The sequence below is a fragment of the Shewanella sp. SP2S2-4 genome (genome assembly GCF_031932025.1).
Lineage (GTDB): Bacteria > Pseudomonadota > Gammaproteobacteria > Enterobacterales > Shewanellaceae > Shewanella > Shewanella baltica.
In genome coordinates, this window is sequence record NZ_JAUOER010000001.1 from 391,231 (window position 1) to 409,564 (window position 18,334).

At 46.1% G+C, this 18,334-nt stretch carries 19 protein-coding genes; 6 read left to right on the forward strand and 13 right to left on the reverse strand.

Translation table 11 applies throughout. The features are described 5' to 3' along the window. Nucleotides 1-130 precede the first annotated feature (130 nt). The 3 genes from Q4Q54_RS01730 to Q4Q54_RS01740 form a co-directional block, all read right to left on the reverse strand. On the reverse strand, nt 131-1,180 hold the full coding sequence (locus tag Q4Q54_RS01730) for an ABC transporter ATP-binding protein (RefSeq protein ID WP_311987428.1): 1,050 nt from the start codon (nt 1,178-1,180) through the stop codon (nt 131-133). Continuing rightward, nucleotides 1,180-2,811 (reverse strand): iron ABC transporter permease, encoded by a 1,632-nt coding sequence (locus Q4Q54_RS01735; protein WP_311987430.1) that lies wholly within the window; start codon nt 2,809-2,811, stop codon nt 1,180-1,182. Before Q4Q54_RS01735 ends, Q4Q54_RS01730 begins: the two co-directional genes overlap by 1 nt. Before the next feature lie 84 nt (nt 2,812-2,895). Next, nucleotides 2,896-3,903 (reverse strand): Fe(3+) ABC transporter substrate-binding protein, encoded by a 1,008-nt coding sequence (locus Q4Q54_RS01740; RefSeq protein ID WP_311987431.1) that lies wholly within the window; start codon nt 3,901-3,903, stop codon nt 2,896-2,898. A 219-nt stretch (nt 3,904-4,122) separates the two neighbouring features. On the opposite strand from Q4Q54_RS01740, the gene Q4Q54_RS01745 reads away from it, so the two are divergent. Beyond that, nucleotides 4,123-4,533 (forward strand): hypothetical protein, encoded by a 411-nt coding sequence (locus tag Q4Q54_RS01745; RefSeq protein ID WP_107949209.1) that lies wholly within the window; start codon nt 4,123-4,125, stop codon nt 4,531-4,533. A gap of 14 nt (nt 4,534-4,547) precedes the next feature. Here the strand turns inward: Q4Q54_RS01745 and Q4Q54_RS01750 are convergent, their stop codons facing one another. From Q4Q54_RS01750 to Q4Q54_RS01760, 3 genes are all read right to left on the reverse strand, one after another. Then, a complete protein-coding gene (locus Q4Q54_RS01750; RefSeq protein WP_107949212.1) occupies nt 4,548-5,144 on the reverse strand; it encodes a glutathione S-transferase N-terminal domain-containing protein in 597 nt (198 codons plus the stop codon). A gap of 81 nt (nt 5,145-5,225) precedes the next feature. Continuing rightward, nucleotides 5,226-5,975 carry a ferredoxin--NADP reductase gene (locus tag Q4Q54_RS01755; RefSeq protein ID WP_311898639.1) on the reverse strand — a complete coding sequence of 250 codons (750 nt, stop codon included), beginning with the start codon at nt 5,973-5,975 and terminating at the stop codon, nt 5,226-5,228. A gap of 113 nt (nt 5,976-6,088) precedes the next feature. Beyond that, a complete protein-coding gene (locus Q4Q54_RS01760) occupies nt 6,089-6,715 on the reverse strand; it encodes a DUF5610 domain-containing protein (RefSeq protein WP_311987432.1) in 627 nt (208 codons plus the stop codon). A 225-nt stretch (nt 6,716-6,940) separates the two neighbouring features. On the opposite strand from Q4Q54_RS01760, the gene Q4Q54_RS01765 reads away from it, so the two are divergent. The 3 genes from Q4Q54_RS01765 to Q4Q54_RS01775 all read left to right on the forward strand — a co-directional run bounded on the left by Q4Q54_RS01765 (nt 6,941) and on the right by Q4Q54_RS01775 (nt 9,421). Continuing rightward, nucleotides 6,941-7,558 (forward strand): histidine phosphatase family protein, encoded by a 618-nt coding sequence (locus Q4Q54_RS01765; protein ID WP_311987433.1) that lies wholly within the window; start codon nt 6,941-6,943, stop codon nt 7,556-7,558. Between the two features lie 11 nt (nt 7,559-7,569). Continuing rightward, nucleotides 7,570-9,060, forward strand: a complete 1,491-nt coding sequence (locus Q4Q54_RS01770) for an FMN-binding glutamate synthase family protein (RefSeq protein WP_106651642.1) — start codon at nt 7,570-7,572, stop codon at nt 9,058-9,060. 151 nt (nt 9,061-9,211) lie between these two features. Beyond that, on the forward strand, nt 9,212-9,421 hold the full coding sequence (locus tag Q4Q54_RS01775) for a hypothetical protein (protein ID WP_006080153.1): 210 nt from the start codon (nt 9,212-9,214) through the stop codon (nt 9,419-9,421). Nucleotides 9,422-9,559: 138 nt separating this feature from the next. Here the strand turns inward: Q4Q54_RS01775 and Q4Q54_RS01780 are convergent, their stop codons facing one another. After that, nucleotides 9,560-9,820: a hypothetical protein gene (locus Q4Q54_RS01780; RefSeq protein ID WP_106651643.1), complete on the reverse strand. Its 261-nt coding sequence runs from the start codon at nt 9,818-9,820 to the stop codon at nt 9,560-9,562. 77 nt (nt 9,821-9,897) lie between these two features. Continuing rightward, on the reverse strand, nt 9,898-11,697 hold the full coding sequence (locus Q4Q54_RS01785) for an ABC transporter ATP-binding protein/permease (RefSeq protein WP_311987435.1): 1,800 nt from the start codon (nt 11,695-11,697) through the stop codon (nt 9,898-9,900). Nucleotides 11,698-12,180: 483 nt separating this feature from the next. Here Q4Q54_RS01785 and Q4Q54_RS01790 point away from each other — a divergent pair, with 483 nt between their 5' ends. After that, entirely contained in the window at nt 12,181-12,357 is a 177-nt protein-coding gene (locus Q4Q54_RS01790; RefSeq protein ID WP_006080150.1) for a hypothetical protein, read from the forward strand. A 103-nt stretch (nt 12,358-12,460) separates the two neighbouring features. Here the strand turns inward: Q4Q54_RS01790 and aroG are convergent, their stop codons facing one another. The 5 genes from aroG to Q4Q54_RS01815 all read right to left on the reverse strand — a co-directional run bounded on the left by aroG (nt 12,461) and on the right by Q4Q54_RS01815 (nt 17,368). Beyond that, complete coding sequence (gene aroG, locus Q4Q54_RS01795; protein ID WP_012197655.1) at nt 12,461-13,516, reverse strand: 3-deoxy-7-phosphoheptulonate synthase AroG; 1,056 nt, start codon at nt 13,514-13,516, stop codon at nt 12,461-12,463. A gap of 373 nt (nt 13,517-13,889) precedes the next feature. Further along, nucleotides 13,890-15,083: a tetratricopeptide repeat protein gene (locus Q4Q54_RS01800; protein WP_012197656.1), complete on the reverse strand. Its 1,194-nt coding sequence runs from the start codon at nt 15,081-15,083 to the stop codon at nt 13,890-13,892. Nucleotides 15,084-15,210: 127 nt separating this feature from the next. Beyond that, a complete protein-coding gene (locus Q4Q54_RS01805; RefSeq protein ID WP_311987438.1) occupies nt 15,211-15,549 on the reverse strand; it encodes a hypothetical protein in 339 nt (112 codons plus the stop codon). Between the two features lie 219 nt (nt 15,550-15,768). Beyond that, on the reverse strand, nt 15,769-17,019 hold the full coding sequence (locus Q4Q54_RS01810) for an ammonium transporter (protein ID WP_259574983.1): 1,251 nt from the start codon (nt 17,017-17,019) through the stop codon (nt 15,769-15,771). 10 nt (nt 17,020-17,029) lie between these two features. Continuing rightward, nucleotides 17,030-17,368 (reverse strand): P-II family nitrogen regulator, encoded by a 339-nt coding sequence (locus tag Q4Q54_RS01815; RefSeq protein ID WP_006080143.1) that lies wholly within the window; start codon nt 17,366-17,368, stop codon nt 17,030-17,032. A gap of 343 nt (nt 17,369-17,711) precedes the next feature. Between Q4Q54_RS01815 and Q4Q54_RS01820 the strand changes: the two genes are divergently transcribed. Beyond that, nucleotides 17,712-18,260: a hydrolase gene (locus Q4Q54_RS01820; protein WP_311987440.1), complete on the forward strand. Its 549-nt coding sequence runs from the start codon at nt 17,712-17,714 to the stop codon at nt 18,258-18,260. Nucleotides 18,261-18,334: the final 74 nt, after the last annotated feature.

Here is an 18,334-nt window from a genome sequence, read left to right on the forward strand (position 1 = left end):
AATCACCACCCCATACCGCATAGACGCAAGTTAAACGTAAGCAAAAATGTCGTACTTTCGTTGGTGATAGCTTATCGCCGTGACATTAATACCTGACCGCTTAGATTTGCTCTGCACAATATCAATATGTCTAAGATTCAAATAGTACCAGCGAGTGCGGCTCTGTCGTGACTCCGACTTTTTGGCCGATAGTGAGCTGCATCATTTGGCTTCGTACTTCGACATAATAAGCGTGAGAAGCGGCTTCAATTTTGACCCAGTAATGACAAAAAGCGCCTAAGAAACGCCGCTCTGTGATCGTGCCCACACCTTGCTCATCGGCGCTGAGCGTCAATTGCTGCGGGCGCAAGAATACCGTACCGCTGAACTCGCTCGGCAACCCTAATGGTGTGAGGCTGGTTAAGTGGCCGATTGGAGTGGCAACACTGTGTCCATCGAGCACTGCGGCGGGTAAGTAATTACCGCTACCTAAAAAGTCCGCCACATAACGGCTATTGGGCGCGGCGTATAAGGCTTCAGCACTACCATGCTGCACTATAATGCCTTGATTAAAAATCGCCAAAGTATCTGCAAATACAAAGGCTTCATCCTTACTGTGGGTGACAAACACCGCGCTAACATTACGCTGTTTCAAAATGCTGCGAATTTCCGCCATCATTTCGTAGCGCACTTGGGCATCGATATTAGAAAAAGGCTCATCGAGCAGTAATAACTGCGGCTCATAGGCAAGTGCCCGCGCAATCGAGACGCGCTGCTGCTGACCGCCAGATAACTCATGGGGATAACGCTGAGCTAAGCCTTCGAGTTTGACTAAGGTTAGCATGTCATCCAACCGTGCCTGACGCTCGGCGGCCGACAATTTAGCCACGCCAAAAAGGATATTCTCCGCCACAGTTAAATGGGGGAAAAGCGCATAGTCTTGGAAAATCATGCCGATACCGCGCTGTTCGCTAGGCACAAACTGACTGTTTCCACTCACAACGCGACCATTGATCTGGATTTCACCTTGGCTAATCGCCTGCAATCCCGCAACCGCCCGCAACAATGTGGTCTTGCCGCAACCGCTAGGGCCTAACAGCGCAAGGATTTCCCCTTGCTCGAGGGCCAAGCTCAAACCTTTGAGTACTTGCTGGCCCTGATAATCGCTATGAACTTGCATGAGCTTGAGCGTGTTTGTCATCAGCTGTGTTGCTCCAATGAACGGTTTAAATAAATCAGCGGTACTAAGCCCACCAGCACAATGACAATCGCGGCTAAGGCGCCGTGCTCGAGTTTTTCATCGGACACAAACTGGAAAACATAGGTTGCAAGGTTTTCAAAGCCGATAGGTCGCAGTAATAATGCTGCGGGCAGTTCCTTCATGCTTTCAATAAATACCAATAATGCGCCCGCAAACAATCCCTTACCAAGTAGAGGTAAATGCACTTTTTGCAGCAACTGCCGTGGACCTTGGCCCATAGTCAGGCTCACCATGTCCAGTGATGGCGAGATGCGTTTATAGCTACTTTCAACGCTGCCGATAGCAATTGCCACAAAACGTACGCAAAAGGCAAAAATCAATGCCACTACGCTGCCCGTCAGGATAAGTCCTGGGCCGTTTAAACCAAGCAGATCCGCTAGATCGTTAATCGCAAAATCGAGCATAGTGAGCGGCACTAATACGCCGATAGCGAGCACAGTGCCGGGCAAGGCATAACCCGTCGAGGCTAAACGTGAGGGCAAGGCATCACTGGGTCTTGGGCTTATCCGGCGTACAAACATGAGCAGCAAAGCGATTAAGCAACAAATTAAGCTAGTGATCAGCGCAAGGCTGAGACTGTTAAGGCTTAACTGCCAAAAGCTCTTATCCCAACTTTGTTCAAAATAACTAATGGCATAGGACAATAGAATCCCAAAGGGCAACAAAAAGGCTAATAGCAGCAGAGTGGCACAAAAGCTCAGTGCCACTGCGGTTTGCGCTGCCGAGAGTCGATACAAATCACTGGCTTGGATGCGCGATTGTTTTTGGAATAACTGCTGTTTACGGCGGGCAAAACGCTCAAATCCAATCAAGCTAAACACCACCAGCAAGATAATCGCCGACAACTTAGCGGCGGCGGTCAGATTGCCATAACCCAACCAAGTGTCGTATACGGCCGTGGTTAAGGTTGGCACGGCAAAATAGTTAACCGTCGCAAAATCGGCGGCCGTTTCCATCGCCACCAAAGCCACCCCAACCGCGAGCGCTGGCCTTGCCATGGGCAAAGATAAACGCCAAAAACTCTGCCACGGCGAGCATCCCATGCTCCTTGATGCATGGGCCAAGCTTAAGGATTGTTCCATAAAGGCGGTACGCGCCAATAGATAAATGTAGGGGAATAACACTAGCGACAACATGCACGCCGCGCCGCCTAAGGTGCGAATATCGGGGAAGAAATAATCCTGCGGTGAGTTCCAACCAAAAATCGATCTCAAGCTACGCTGTACTGGCCCCGCATAATCGAGCAAATCGGTATACACGTAGGCAACAATGTACCCCGGCATAGCGAGGGGCAGTAATAGCGCCCATTGCAAGTAGCGCCTGCCGACAAATTCACAGCGAGCCATCAACCAAGCGCAGGGTAACGCGAGTAATAACGCGCCTAAACTCACCCAAAAGATCAGCAATAAGCTGTTGATAACATAAGTTGGCAGGACAGTTGCCATCAAGTGGCCAAACACGGCTTCGTCAGGCTGCAAAGCCTGCAATATCAGCGCAACCAGTGGCAGCACCAGCAGGGTGGCCACCGCATAACCAGCAAGCGACCAGCTTCTGGCTAATCCTAAAATCATGTCAATCCTTAAAAAGTTACAGCGCCAATCAATGGCGCTGATAACCTAATTCTGCAATTTGTCACTCGTACTTAACGTCAAATGCTAGAGATCAAACTGCACTTCATCTAATAACTTAACTGCCGCTTGGTGATATTCAGCCAATTTAAAAATCGGCAATTGATCCGACTTAAACTCCCCCCATGAAGCCACTAAGGTTGAAGGTGCCACATCGGCTTTTACTGGGTATTCCATATTCACTTCAGCATAGGCCTTTTGAGCCACATCGGCGGATAGAAATTCCATCAATTTTATCGCATTGGCTTTATTAGGCGCATGACGAGTTAGCACCATGCCAGAAACGTTCACATGAGCACCGCGATCGGCTTGGTTTGGGAAGTTAATCGTGACGGCCTCGGCCCAGCTTTTTTGCTCAGGGTCTTGCATCATGTTGCCGTAGTAATAGCTGTTACCGATAGCGATATCACATAAGCCTTCTTTTACCGCTTTCACTTGGGCTCTGTCGTTACCCTGTGGCTTGCGCGCCAAGTTACTCTTCACACCGGTCAGCCACGTTTTAGCCTCAGCTTCACCATGGTGAGCAATCATAGATGCCACTAATGCTATGTTGTATGGATGCTTACCGCTGCGGGTACAGATTTTGCCTTTGTATTTAGGATCGGCGAGTTCTTCATAGGTGATTTGCTGCGGCCCTAAACGGTCTTTCGCCGTATAGAGATTTCGTACTCGCATGGTCAGGGCATACCACTGGCCATCGGGGTCACGATACTGAGCAGGAATGTTGCTTTCGAGTTGGGTATTTTTAACTGGTGAAGTCAGATCTTTATCGACTAATTCAACTAGACGCGAGAAATCAGAGGTCAGCACCAAATCTGCTGGGGATAAACGACCTTCACGGGCGAGACGCTCGGCAATACCATCTTTTGCAAAGACCAAATTAACACCTATGCCGGTTTCTTCGGTGAAACGCGTCAAGATAGGCTCCACCAAGAAGGCTTGACGATAAGAATAAACGGTTAATTTATCATCTGCATTCGCTGAATGCCCAACCGACATTAACCCAACAATAGCCGCGCAAGTTACCCATTTCATTACTCATTTCTCCCCAAAGTGATGATATGTTCAGCGAGTGTGAACATGGCCGCATTAATGATAATGCTTATCAGTAGCGCAAGAGTAATAGATGGATATACAGAGAGCAATAGTCCATTTAACTTTTTGTTTTTAATGAATTTAAATTCAAAACTGGTGATTATCTCAAATCAAACTAAACTGAACCTTAATTTGCTTAAAATGCTTTCAGGAGGCGTCATGTTAACTGTTTTGCTACTAGGTATAGTCGCAGTAGCGCTATTTGGCCTATTTAAACTCAATACTGGTCACAAGCGGCATAGACACTATGCTAAAGCGGTAAATCAACACGCGGATAGAACTAAGCCGCATCATCATTTTCACAGTGTAAGCATAGTGAATGACGGCAGTTGCTGTGAGCAGGCTGAAACACTGTCTGGAAAACGTTTTTTATCGAAGGATGCACCGGAAATCCCGATGGAAGAATGCACTATGACCCAGTGCCAATGTCGCTATCAACACCATGAAGATAGGCGTCAAATAGGGAATGACCGTAGAGTCGAATATGGGGTTACACGGGAATTATTCGGCGCTTTTGGAGAACAAAACCGCCGTGATAGACCAAAGGGAAGACGCGCAACCGATGGCTGAGCATCTCCATCCAGTTATTGGGGACGGGTTTGGATAAACGCGGGGAGATTACGCATATCACTAAACCAAAGTGCCGTCGCAGGGGCAACCTTGCGCCAATCTAACTCTGGATGTCTAAAGTCCACATAATCAAGCAAGCAAATCAAGGCTAATTGCGGTGCCTGAATCGTGGTTTGGGTGATGACGGTTTGCAGCTCAACCTGCATAAGACCACGCAGCAATGCTTGTTCAAAGCGAGCCGTCCAAAAAGCCGATCTCACGCCTTCATCTTCACGCATCTGCTCTTGGCGTAATTTCACCGCGCTATCGATTAAGCCTTTTATCAAAGAATATTGACACTCCAACACCCAGTTATGACTTGAGATGCCAAACATCTTACGATCGCCAAGCTCAGCATCTAGGTAGCGCATAATCACTTCGCTATCGAATAACGCCACGCCATCGTTAGTGATGAGACACGGGATCTGTCCTAGCGGGTTAGCATCGAGTAATTCGGCACTGTTTTCAAAGGGATTGACTAGCTGCTCTTCAATATTGTTAATTCCTAAATACTGGATTAAGGCTCTAACACAACGGGCGTAGGGTGAAGCTTGAGAACTTAACAACTTCATCAAAAATTTCCTTATATTTGCATTAAACGCTATGGCTATTTAGGAGCGAAAACGGCTTGCTCCCACCCATATAAAATGGGATCACCAATATTTCTCTACGGTAATTTGTCCGGGAGCACGACGTAAATTCTTCACTAATCCCTTATCGAGTAAGGCGCTTTGCGCGCCATTGATCATTCCGGGATTGCCACAAATCATAACTTGGGAATCAGCAGCACTTAAGGTTACTCCTGCCTTTTTTTCAATCTCACCCGAGACCAGGCCCTCGGGTATACGACACTGCAACGCATCGGCAAAGGGTTCACGGGTCACACTCAAGACTAATGTAAACTGTGCTGGGTATGTGCGTTCTAACTCACGCAGCTTATCAAGATACGCCAAATCCTGCGCCTCGCGCACGCCATACACAAGTACGACTTTTTCGAAACGCTCCCAAGGTTCATGGGTGTCGAGCATAGACAAAAATGGCCCTACCGCTGTACCTGTAGCCAAAAACCATAAGTGCTTGCCTTGAAGTCCACCCTTAGGAATTTCCACTAAGGTCATAAAACCAGTCGCGGTTGAGGTAATTTCAATTTCATCGCCTATGCCAAGGTTTTGCAATTGCGGCGATAACAGGCCGTCCTCTACCGCGACTGCGAGCACTTCGGCATAGGGTTTATCGGGAGAATTGACTAAGGAGTATGCTCTGGCAACACGCTTATCATCTTGCATTTGACTTAACTTGATAAACTGGCCAGGAATAAATGGGGCTAACTCGGCGGCGATGCGCAATGAAAATAACTTATCGCTCCAATCAATACGTTCTATAACTTGTCCCCTAGTCCACATAGCGTACCCTCAAGCGAAACGTTAAATAGGCTTCCAGCATAGACTTTTTTCCGCATAACAAAAACCCCTTATGATAAGGGGCTTATGGCGATAGAACCGAAAACAACAGAGCGTTAACTGGCACTCGATTGTGTCTCTTCTGTCTTCTTATTAAAACTATCTCTAAAGGCCTGTAGTCCCTCTTGCACTAAACCATAGGTTTTATCGACACCATCGGCAATATCCCCCTGCAAGACTCTAAGGCCAGACAGAATGTCTTTCGCTTCTTTAAAGCCGTTATCAATTGCACCACCAATAATTCCCATAAAGCTATCGAGTTGCTCATCTAAGCTCATACCCGAATTTTGTTGCTGGTGAATGCTAAAAAACTGCGTCGCAAAACTCACGATACGATCTGCAGTCGCTTCTGGCGATGTATCTACGCCATTATCGTAAGCAGTTTGAATCGCGTTCTCGCCCATAGTAGGCGCTAACTCTTTATTAATCGACTCTATCGCAGCGCGATAAAGCAAGATCATAGACTGATCGCCTGACTTGATATTCACATCTTGCTGTGCCGATAAAATCGCTTGATTCATCAGCTGCTTACTCGTTTGCTGCGCGGTTTGTTTCGAGGTCACTTCGGTGGTTTTCGCGTCCTTCGAATCACTCACTTCGGTACCCTTAGGCGCCGTATTTTCAGCATATTTTTTCTGCGGCAAAGGGGTACTTTGCACTTGAGAGGGTTTATTGATTTCCATGATGACTATCCATTCAATTCGGGTCGACTTTATTATCGACCAAAATTTGACCAGCTTTAGTAATTTTTAGAATTGAAGTACCATCGTGACCACAAGGTCATGATAAGGCCCGCATAAATTGAGTGGGTTTATTCTGTATAAAGTGCATAAAGCGCCATCCACCCGCATGCAGATCATTACTATCGTCGAGCTTAGAGATAAGCCAATAGAAAAGGATGTTACACCATGGCAGCAGGCCGCAATTTGAGTCATTTCCGCTTTCACGTGTTTACACAAATGCTTAAGTGCACTATTGAGCACTATACGAGCATCAATATCAAACGCCTTAGTTTGCTCACCGGTCTTATTATCTTAACTTGCCTCAGCCTCGCCCCGATTAGCCAAGCCCATGCTGAAAACAGGCTGATTATTTTAGTCAGACATGCCGAAAAAGCCGACACGCCAGCCAATGACCCACAGTTATCGCCCAAGGGGGAAATGCGCGCAACGTCACTGATCACCGCCTTGAACCGCACGCCATTGTCGCAACTCATCGCGACTCAATACCTGCGAACCCAGCAAACACTCGCGCCTATCGCCGAGGCTCGCCATTTGCCCGTGACGATAGTCGAGGCAGCCAAACCTATCGAAGAACATATTCAGCAGATTGTCGAACAAGTGCATGCAGTACAAGGCAATACGCTCATCGTTGGGCATTCAAACACAGTGCCATTGATCATCAAAGCCCTGGGTGGACCTGAGATCCAAGCAATCGGCGAAGAGGACTATAGTCAGCTGTTTTTACTCTCTCTCAATGATGGCCAACCCGCAAGCTTGATCGCCACCCGTTACGGACAAGAATAAGGATAAATAACATGAGTGAACTCAATTGGTTTATGTGGGGACTCGATCTGTTTTCAGGACTATTTTTGATCGTTATAGGACTCGCAGTACTCGCGGTTATTTACATGTATATCGCAGATAAAATGCAGACCAAACAAGCGGTAAGACATAACTATCCCGTGATTGGTCGCTTTCGATATCTGTTCGAAAAACAAGGTGAGTTTTTCAGACAATACTTTTTCGCCCAAGACAGGGAAGAACTCCCCTTCAACCGTGCTGAACGCAGCTGGGTGTACCGCGCCGCCAAAAATGTCGATAGAACCATAGCCTTTGGTTCGACTCGCCCTTTGGATACAGCTGGTACTATCATGTTTATGAATACCGCCTTCCCAACCCAAGATGAAGATATCACTCCTATTCATCCGCTGACGATTGGCACTCACTGTCGTCAACCTTATACGACTCAAGCCATTTGCCATATTTCAGCCATGAGTTTTGGCGCCCTATCGCGCCCAGCCATCACCGCCCTTTCCCATGGCGCAGCGCAAGCGGGTTGCTGGCTTAACACAGGTGAAGGCGGCTTGAGCCCTTATCATCTCAAAGGTGGCTGCGATCTCGTCTTTCAAATTGGAACAGCAAAATACGGTGTGCGAAATGAACAAGGACATTTAGATGATGAAAAACTGAAAGCGATAGCGATTCATCCTGAAGTCAAAATGTTCGAAATCAAAATGAGCCAAGGCGCAAAACCTGGCAAGGGTGGCATTTTACCCGGTATTAAAGTGAATGCTGAAATTGCCCATATTCGCGGCATTCCTGAGGGACACGACTCAATCAGCCCCAATGGCCATATCGAATTTAAGTCAGTGAACGACATTTTGGATATGGTCGAACGAGTACGTGAAGTTACAGGTAAACCTACTGGCATTAAAGCCGTACTCGGTGATGTACAATGGCTGGAAGATTTATGTGATGAAATTGAACGCCGCGGCGAAGACTCAGCCCCCGACTTTTTCACCTTAGACAGCGCCGATGGCGGCACGGGCGCAGCGCCGCAACCGTTAATGGATTATGTCGGATTACCGCTGAAAGAAAGCTTACCTATCCTAGTCAATATCTTGATCCAACGAGGCTTGCGTAAACGTATCAAAGTCATCGCCTCGGGCAAACTTATCGTCCCATCTAGAGTCGCTTGGGCTTTGGCATTAGGTGCTGACTTTATCGCATCGGCCCGTGGCAACATGTTCGCCCTCGGCTGTATTCAAGCCTTGCAATGTAATAAAGATACCTGTCCAACGGGTATCACTACGCACAATCCAAAACTTCAACAAGGGCTAAATCCTAGGGATAAATCGACGCGGGTCGCTAACTATAATCATAATTTACACCATGACTTAGGGCTAATCGCGCACTCTTGCGGTGTGACAGAGCCAAGACAACTTAAGCCTTCACATGTACGAATTGTGCTCGATAGCGGTTTATCTATCTCACTCGACAAATTCTATTCGCACATGGATAAATAGCCGCAAACCCTTGCGGTGATTAGCCAGTACAACTTTTGTCTATATGAGTTTTACATAAGGTATATTTGAATGCGTATCACAAAAGAGGTAAGATCCGTGAGGTGAGGCGTTATTCAAATACCTTACCCACAATAGAACTTAAGGAAACACTTTGAAATCTAGCTTCGTAAGCCAACTGCCCCCCAGTAAAACTGTAAGCACGAGCTGTAAGAGCTGTAATCGCCTAACTGAGATCGAAGGCGAGCTTGTGTGTTTTCGTGAAGGACAGATCATTCGACTCACCTTGATCGATGAGTCAGCGCCTAAATTGAATCTTTTATGCGAAGGTTGGAAAGCTGGTAAGCTGAACGGCGTAGCTTAATTCGGCACTATTGGTCTTAAACAAGATATAAAGCGTTAAAGCAAAATGACTCTTCCTTGAGCATCGAGAATAGTTGCTCACCACTACCCTCCCACATTCTCATCAAACGCTGACTTTCTAACGCATTTTCTATGATGTTTAGCGCATGCTCATCATATAGTCACTTGTCGGCACATGCATATCGCGGATCACGCCCGCAAGTACCATCTCTGGATTGACCTTAGCCAAAGTAAGACACCGAGTCGTCACCAGTAGACCCGCATTCAATTCAGCATGAATACGTTGCAGCGAATCATAATCAACACCACGTTTTTTCAATGTCGCCATGATGGCAAACCAATCAGTGGCGACTTTTTCTTCTTTGCCTTCAATGTTCACTCTCAGTGCAATATTTTCCATGCCAGATCTCTTCCGATTGATGTGTTGGCATTTGAGTATAGAGAGCCGAAGCTGAATAAAGACTGAACTGTATTGCGCTATTCACTGCTCAGATGAGTATGTTGCTGCTCATTTTGTATCCGCCATAATTTGGCATATAGACCATTCGCCACTAACAAAGTCTGGTGATTACCCTGCTCAACAATTTCACCTTGGCTCAATACAACGATTTGGTCAGCATCGACAATCGTAGATAATCGATGTGCCACCACAAGGCTGGTATGCCCTTTAGCGACTTCCCGCAGTGCCGACAAAATCGCTTGCTCGGAGCGGCTATCGAGTGAGGATGTTGCCTCATCAAACACTAGCACGGGCGAGCCCTTTAAAATGGCTCTGGCTATCGCAACCCGCTGTTTTTCTCCGCCAGAGAGCTTTAAGCCGCGTTCACCCACCTTTGTATCCCACCCAAGGGCAAGTGATGTAATAAATTGCTCTAAGTGCGCTAATTTAATTGCGTTGCGCACCTCTTCATCCGTCGCGCTTGGGCGGCCATAGCGTATGTTCTCAACTAATGAATCGTTAAACAGCACAGTATCCTGCGGCACGATAGCGATGGCCCGTCGCAGCGCATCTTGCGTCAAATGACGGATATCTTGTCCATCGATTTTAATCGCGCCTTGGTCCACATCGTAAAATCGAAATAGCAGTTTAATCAGCGTCGACTTACCAGCACCACTATCACCAACTACGGCCACCTTTTTCCCCGCAGCAACCTTAAAACTCACGTCCCGCAGAATTTGCCGCTCGTCGTAGCTGAAATTCACATTTTCAAATACCAGCTCGCCCTTATTGGGCGAAAAATCGAGCGCTTGGGGTGAATCGACTATCATGGGATGTTTATCGAGCAGGCTAAACATACGCTCAATATTGGCTAAGGCGCCGCGTATTTCGCGATACACAAAACCTAAAAAGTTAAGGGGTAAAAAGAGCTGCATCATAAACGCATTAATCAGCACAAAATCGCCTAAGGTCATATCGCCATAGGTGACTCTGTATGCCGCCAGCGCCATCATAGCTGTCATCGCTAGGGCGATAATCACAGCTTGTCCGCCATTGAGCGCAAACAGAGATAAGCGGTTTTTACGTTTAGCGACTTCCCACTGTTCGAGCGCTTGATCGTAGCGCTGCGACTCATACTTCTCATTATTGAAATACTTAACAGTTTCATAGTTCAGCAAACTATCAATCGCCCGTGTATTTGATAAAGAGTCAGCCTTGGCGGCATAACGTACATACTCAGTGCGCCATTCAGTCGCGACCACAGAGAATATGATGTAGGCCAACACAGCAATAAAGGTGATTGCCGCAAACGCAATCCCGTAGTTATAGAAGAAAATGCCAATCACCATGACAATTTCGAGCAAGGTCGGCACTATGTTGAACACCATAAACCGCATGAGGAAACTCACGCCACTGGTGCCGCGCTCAATATCACGGGATAGACCGCCGGTTTTGCGCTCTAGATGAAAATCGAGATCAAGTCGGTGTAAATGCTCGAATACTGCTAAGCCTAAACGGCGGATCGCCCGCTCAGTCACCCGACCAAACAAGGTATCGCGGATCTCCCCCGTAATCGCTGTCAGTAAACGAATCGCACCATAGGCCAACACCAATCCTACGGGCACACTGAGGGCTTGCGCGGTTTTATCGGCATCTAAGGTGTCGACCAAATGCTTCAGAATAAAAGGCAAAGCCACGCTGGTCAGCTTAGCGATGATGAGGCATGACATCGCCAGCGCAATCCGACCTTTGTATTCCAATAAGTAAGGCCAAAGCAGCTTCATGACGTGCCAGTTTAATTTATCGACTGGACCTTCAAAATATAACGTTGGGCGCATAGGAAATAACCTTGAATGAGTTATGCCAATTGTAACAGTACAAACCAGACATAAGCTAAACGAAACGAGCAAAGCTTGAATAAAATCAATCAGATTTTCCTGACAGACAAATAGACTTATTCACGACACAATCCGTTGCTATTCTGATCCTATTAAAAGCTAAAACGTCATACTTACGCATTACACTGGCATATTCACAAGAAATGAATTTATACTGATTTCTGTGCTGACATAAGTCCCCATAGCTTGCGTTTGACTTGACCTCTGCGCCGTATAACAGAAGACAAGTTGGCTATGGGGAAAGGCTTAGCTCAACCTTACTGCTGTTGATTATTTTTGCAGTTTTGCCCACAATGCCATGGAGGCGGTTATACAAATCGATAGAATTTGTTAACCTCTACGCGCTAGATTTTGCGATTCATACGCCCAATCTCTAGCGAGAACATTAAGACAAACAAATTAAATAAGATCAAAGGAAGCTTTATGTTGGATTCCGCTAAAGTTCAATACCCGCCATTACCACTGATCCAAACTTGGGTGTGGATGATGATCGAATCAGGCAATCCAGAGATACAAGATAAAGGTAGAGACAACCTTATTGCCGCCTTTGGTAGCTTAGCCAAAGCAAATGAATACATTGTTGAAATAAGCAATAAATAGATAAAACAAAGGCGCCGGGATAGCGCCTTTGTTTTTACTTTACCCGCAATCGTTAACGACTAACTCAGGTATAGTTGCGTTTTATGTTCGCACGAGCAGACAATTAAACCTGACGGCGTTCGATAATACCCTGATTCAGAATGGCCAACAGGCGCTCGGTATCATCCCAACCAATACACGCATCGGTAATACTCTGGCCATAACACAACTCTTGACCTTCAATTAAATCCTGACGACCTTCCACTAAATGGCTTTCTACCATAACACCAAAAATAGCAGTATTGCCCGTCGCCACTTGGCCAGCCACATCTTCGGCAACCACTAACTGTCGTTGATACTGTTTACTACTATTGGCGTGGCTAAAGTCGATCATGATGTTGTCGGCAAGTTCAGCTTTTAATAACTGTTGGCTAATTTCAGCGACATGCGGCGCACTGTAATTAGGCTCGCGGCCGCCACGTAAAATAATGTGGCAATCAGGATTCCCTTTCGTCGAAACGATCGCCGAATGACCCAACTTAGTCACAGATAAAAAATGGTGCGGTGCATTCGCAGCACCTATCGCATCGATAGCGACTTTAATGGTGCCATCGGTCCCATTTTTAAAACCGACCGGACAAGAAAGACCCGAGGCTAACTCTCTGTGCACTTGTGATTCAGTAGTACGGGCACCAATGGCTCCCCAGCACATTAAATCTGCCATATATTGTGGGGTGATCATATCAAGAAACTCACCCGCGGTTGGCATGCCGCTGTCGTTCAAATCCACCAATAACTTACGCGCAGTGCGTAAACCATCGTTGAGTTTAAAGCTGTTATCCATGTAAGGATCGTTGATAAGCCCCTTCCAACCCACTGTGGTTCTTGGCTTTTCAAAATACACTCGCATCACGATTTCGAGTTGACCCTTATAACGCTCACGCAGCGCAACCAGACGCTGACCATATTCCAACGCCGCTTTGGGATCGTGGATAGAACAAGGTCCAATTACCACTAACAGGCGATCATCAGACTTAGCCAGAATATTGTGGATACTATTTCGCGCATTAAACACAGTCGCAGAGGCTTTTTCGGAAGCAGGAAATCGTTCTAGAATCGCGATAGGAGGAAGTAACTCTTTTACTTCTTTAATGCGAACGTCATCATTTTGGTAATACATAATTTTACTGCTCCAACTCTGGTGTTTTAGGCTATTTCTATCGCTGCGATAAGGGATCTCAACTGCAATACTGAGTTCAATTTATCGAGTCTCAAGCGCCAATGCAACCAAGTTGTCTCCATTTCAAAAAATCAAATATAACTTATTGTTTTAATATATTTTAAAAAAATCAAAATTCAAATATGCTGACTAACTCACAGCCTTAATGAACAAAATCGAATATGGCGGATAAAAAGCAAGCGGGGAATGCTTGCGGCAAGTGCGAGTGAGCTATCCATGCCTGTCAGCTAAGGTATTAACGACTAAACGCTTGAATGAGTGCAATTGATCCAGCTCTCTACGCAAGAGAACTGGATGCTAGAGCAGGCCAATACTAATGGTGCAGCATGACTTGTAACTTGTTTTGATAGCGATGACGCTCTGAATCATCACGGCTCAAAGCCAGCGCTTTTTCCATATTCAGTTTGGCACGCTTTTCATCCCCCAGCGCCCAATAGGTTTTTGATAAACCGAAGAAGAATTCATGCCGATAATCAGCTTTGGCCAACGCCCTTTGATACCATGCTAAAGCCTCGTCGTATTGATGTTCATCGAAGGCTTGCTGCGCCATATCATAGTAATAATAAGGATTACGTATCCTTGCTAATTCAAGCACTTTATTGATTTCAGCCCATTCATCAAGCCGGCCCTGATCCCCTAAAATCAAAGCTAAGTTATAAAGCGTGGTTAAATTTTTCGCCTCAAACTTAAGCGCATAGCGATACACTTGTTCGGCCCGTTTCTCATCCCCTTTATGCCGATAAATAATGGCGAGCGTATTGAGTGAGGGGACAAACTGACCGACATTTAAACCCGCTTTGATGAGGGCATAGGCCCTATCTAAATCGCCATTCACTAAAGATTCTGCCGCCATGTTATTGTAAAACATGCTGATCAAGGTTTGCTTATTCACTCGGGTCTTACCATACCCTCGTAGGGCGCGCTCAGGCATAAAGTCCACTAAGATTGCTGCGGATGACACATAGACTGAATGTAAATTCTCGGGCGGAAGTAAGCGTAAGTTCACATGACCATTGATTAAATAGAAATCCCCTTGCTTGTCCCATACGGGTTCAATAGCGATATCTTGATACTCAGCGCCCACATTCAATATATCCGCCAACGCAGAAGTCATGACCACTAAGGACATGCAATTCCCTGCCCTTTGGGCGTAGGTTTCACGGGCAATTTGGGTCAGGTTATCTTGGTAGCGAAAATCAATTTTAGCGCTATTGGTTTGGCTGGCATTGATATAACTGGCTAACCATTCGTTGGCTAACATGGCGTTATTATGGGAAAAAGTGTATTTGTCATAGCTACGCTTTACGTCTGTCACCACCTCTGGCGGCAAATAAAAAATATCCGCAACTGAAGGAATATCGACGATAGGGGAAAACAGTGAATCGGCAAGTAGCGACTCAAGATCAGAGGGATCAGGCTCGATGGTCGTCGAGCTACAGGCGAACAACTGACTGAGTGCAGCGCCCATGATGGCACTCAGGTATACGGCTCGGAATAGTTTTGACATATGTCCTCCCACACCATTAGCTCCTATTTGAGCTTATTACAAATGGCGAAAAAGACGACATAAAATGGTTACAAAAAATGACAATCGCTATCGTTAAAAAATAACGGCAAGTGATTTAGCACGTTAGTTACTGCGAAGGTCGATCAACCTCTATGTATAATTCGCGCTGCTGGTAATGGTATGGCCGATAGTAATGTTCCCCACAGGTGAAATAGCGATAGGGCTTTATCACAGTAATACAACCTAAGGGTAAAGCCTGCAGAATTTGGATCTGCTGCTGGCGACGCAGCGACTCCTGCCACTCAAAATCCTTGAGCACTTGATCACGCACAGCAAAGGCATCGACAGGCTCACTCGAGCGGTTAACTATGATTTCCCCTGCTAAGGCAGATACTGATATCAAGCCAGCAATAACGATAAGGCTGAGTCGCGTAAATTGACCGACAGCTGTGGCATGTAAGCTCATAGTTCACCCCTCTGTTGATGCAGTAAATACTGTAGGTAAATAGTGTAGGTAAATCATGCTGTAAGGTAATGCACGGCAGCCTGCTTAAGCCCCACTCTAAACCGCCTTGAGCTTAACCCATGACCAAGCCCCATAAAAAAGCAGAGCCTAAGCTCTGCTTTACTATCCCTCGATCCACGCTAGGCATCAAGTTGAATCACCATTCATTCGCCAGTTTACTTAACCAGCATTTTTAACCGTAACAAACTCTGGGTAAGCATCGATACCACAATCAGACGCATCCATACCATTGTATTCTTCTTCCTCAGTCACACGGATCCCCATGGTTTTCTTAATCGCATACCAAACCACAAAGGATGAACAGAATACCCAAGTAAAGATGAAGGCTGCACCGGTCAACTGCCCAGTAATGGTCGCATCAGCGTTGGATAATGGCACACACATTAGACCAAGGAAGCCAGCTACGCCGTGTACTGAAATAGCGCCCACTGGATCATCGATCTTTATGCGATCTAAGCCCACAATAGAGAACACCACTAAACCACCAGCAACCACACCAATCACGCCCGCCATTAACAGTGAAGGTGATAGCGGATCAGCCGTAATCGCCACTAAACCCGCCAGAATACCGTTGAGTATCATGGTTAAATCCGCTTTACCCCAAATCATCTTACACACGATAAGCGCAGAGATAGCACCGAACGCCGCCGCAGTATTGGTATTAACAAACACTTTTGCCACTGAGCTCGCATTCGCCGCATCCGATACCATTAATTGCGAGCCACCGTTGAAGCCAAACCAGCCCATCCACAGAATAAACATACCTAAGGTTGCCATTGGCAAGTTAGAGCCAGGGATAGGATTCACTTGACCGTTAGGGCCATATTTACCCTTACGCGCACCGAGCAATAACACACCCGCAATCGCCGCCGTCGCACCTGTCATGTGCACAATACCGCTACCGGCAAAGTCCACAAAGCCCAGTTTAGAGATAAAACCTTGGCCCCAAGTCCAATACCCTTCTACTGGATAGATAACCGCTGTCATCACCACAGAGAAGAACAGGAAAGCCCATAACTTCATCCGTTCCGCCACAGCGCCAGAGACAATTGACATCGCCGTTGCCACAAACACCACTTGGAAGAAGAAGTCAGATTCTAATGCATGGCTCGCATCCGATGATTGAGAACCGATTAAGGTACCAATCGATGGTAACCAACCCCCTTCAGTGTTATCCACATACATGATGTTGTAGCCAACCAGCAGATACATTACACAGGCAATCGCGTACAACACAACGTTCTTCGTTAAAATTTCAGTGGTGTTTTTAGAGCGAACTAAACCCGCTTCTAACATGGCGAATCCCGCCGCCATCCACATAACTAACGCACCAGAAATCAAAAAGTAAAAGGTATCGAGTGCAAAGCGTAGTTCAGTGACTGTGCCGCCTAATTTTGTTAATTCTTCCATTGTCAGCCCCTTATAGCGCTTCTGTATCGAGTTCACCCGTACGGATACGGATAGCTTGTTCTAAGTCGACGACGAAGATCTTACCGTCGCCAATTTTCCCCGTATGAGCCGCCGTGGTGATGGCCTCAATCAACATGTCAAGATTTTCAGCCTTAGTGGCAATTTCTAGTTTTACTTTTGGCAAAAAATCCACCTGATACTCGGCGCCACGATACAACTCTGTGTGCCCTTTTTGACGGCCAAAACCTTTAACTTCGGTCACCGTCATGCCTTCAATACCTATTCCGGCGATAGCTTCACGGACATCATCCAACTTAAATGGCTTGATGATAGCGCTGACTAGTTTCATCCTGACCTCCAAAAAAACGCGATTGTTATTAACTTGTATCAAAGGTAATTCAATCATTAGGCCAACAATTTAACCTACTGATTATTTTAAACTTTAACTAAACAAGGTTATTTTTAAAGGTTAAAAATGCACCATGATCGAGCACAAACAAGTGCAACGCACTCTTTTAGTGAGCAGTTTAAGTGCAACAGCTATTCGACCTTAGGCCTATTGGTAACAAGGTTAAATTGGGGTCTACTGGGGAAGCGTAAATCGAGATGAAATCTGAGCATCACAGCACAAGCTCTTAGACAAAAGCGAAGATCATCACTAAGACAATCATCAAGCGCAGAAGGAAGGCCCGATGTTAAAACCCGAAGAATGTGTTCTCGTTATCGTCGATGTGCAGGGAAAACTTGCACAAATCATGGATAACAGTGACAAGCTGCACCAACAACTACAGACCTTAATCCAAGGTGCACAATTATTTGAAATACCCATACTGTGGTTAGAACAGCTACCCGATAAACTCGGAGCAACCAGTCCTGAGCTTCAAACCTTGCTAGAGAAAACCGGCTCCCCCATTGCCAAGCAACATTTTAGCGGTTGGCACTGTGAAGAGTTTGCACAGGCACTCACTAAGACAAATCGTAAACACGTCATACTGGCGGGCATTGAAACCCATGTTTGTGTTTATCAAACCTGTTGTGACCTTATAGAGCAGCAATATTCGGTGCATCTCGTCGCAGACGGCGTCTCGTCACGCAGTGCTGAGAATAAACAACTGGGTATTCAGATGATGACAGCCAGAGGCGCCTTATTAACGAACGTTGAATCACTATTATTTGAATTACAACATCAGGCCCAAGGCGAGCGCTTTAGGGCATTATTAAAACTGATAAAACAGTCTTAAATTTATTCAGGGTAAAATAATAAAGGTCACATTAACTTGTGACCTTTATATTAAAATATCGTTACAATTATTAA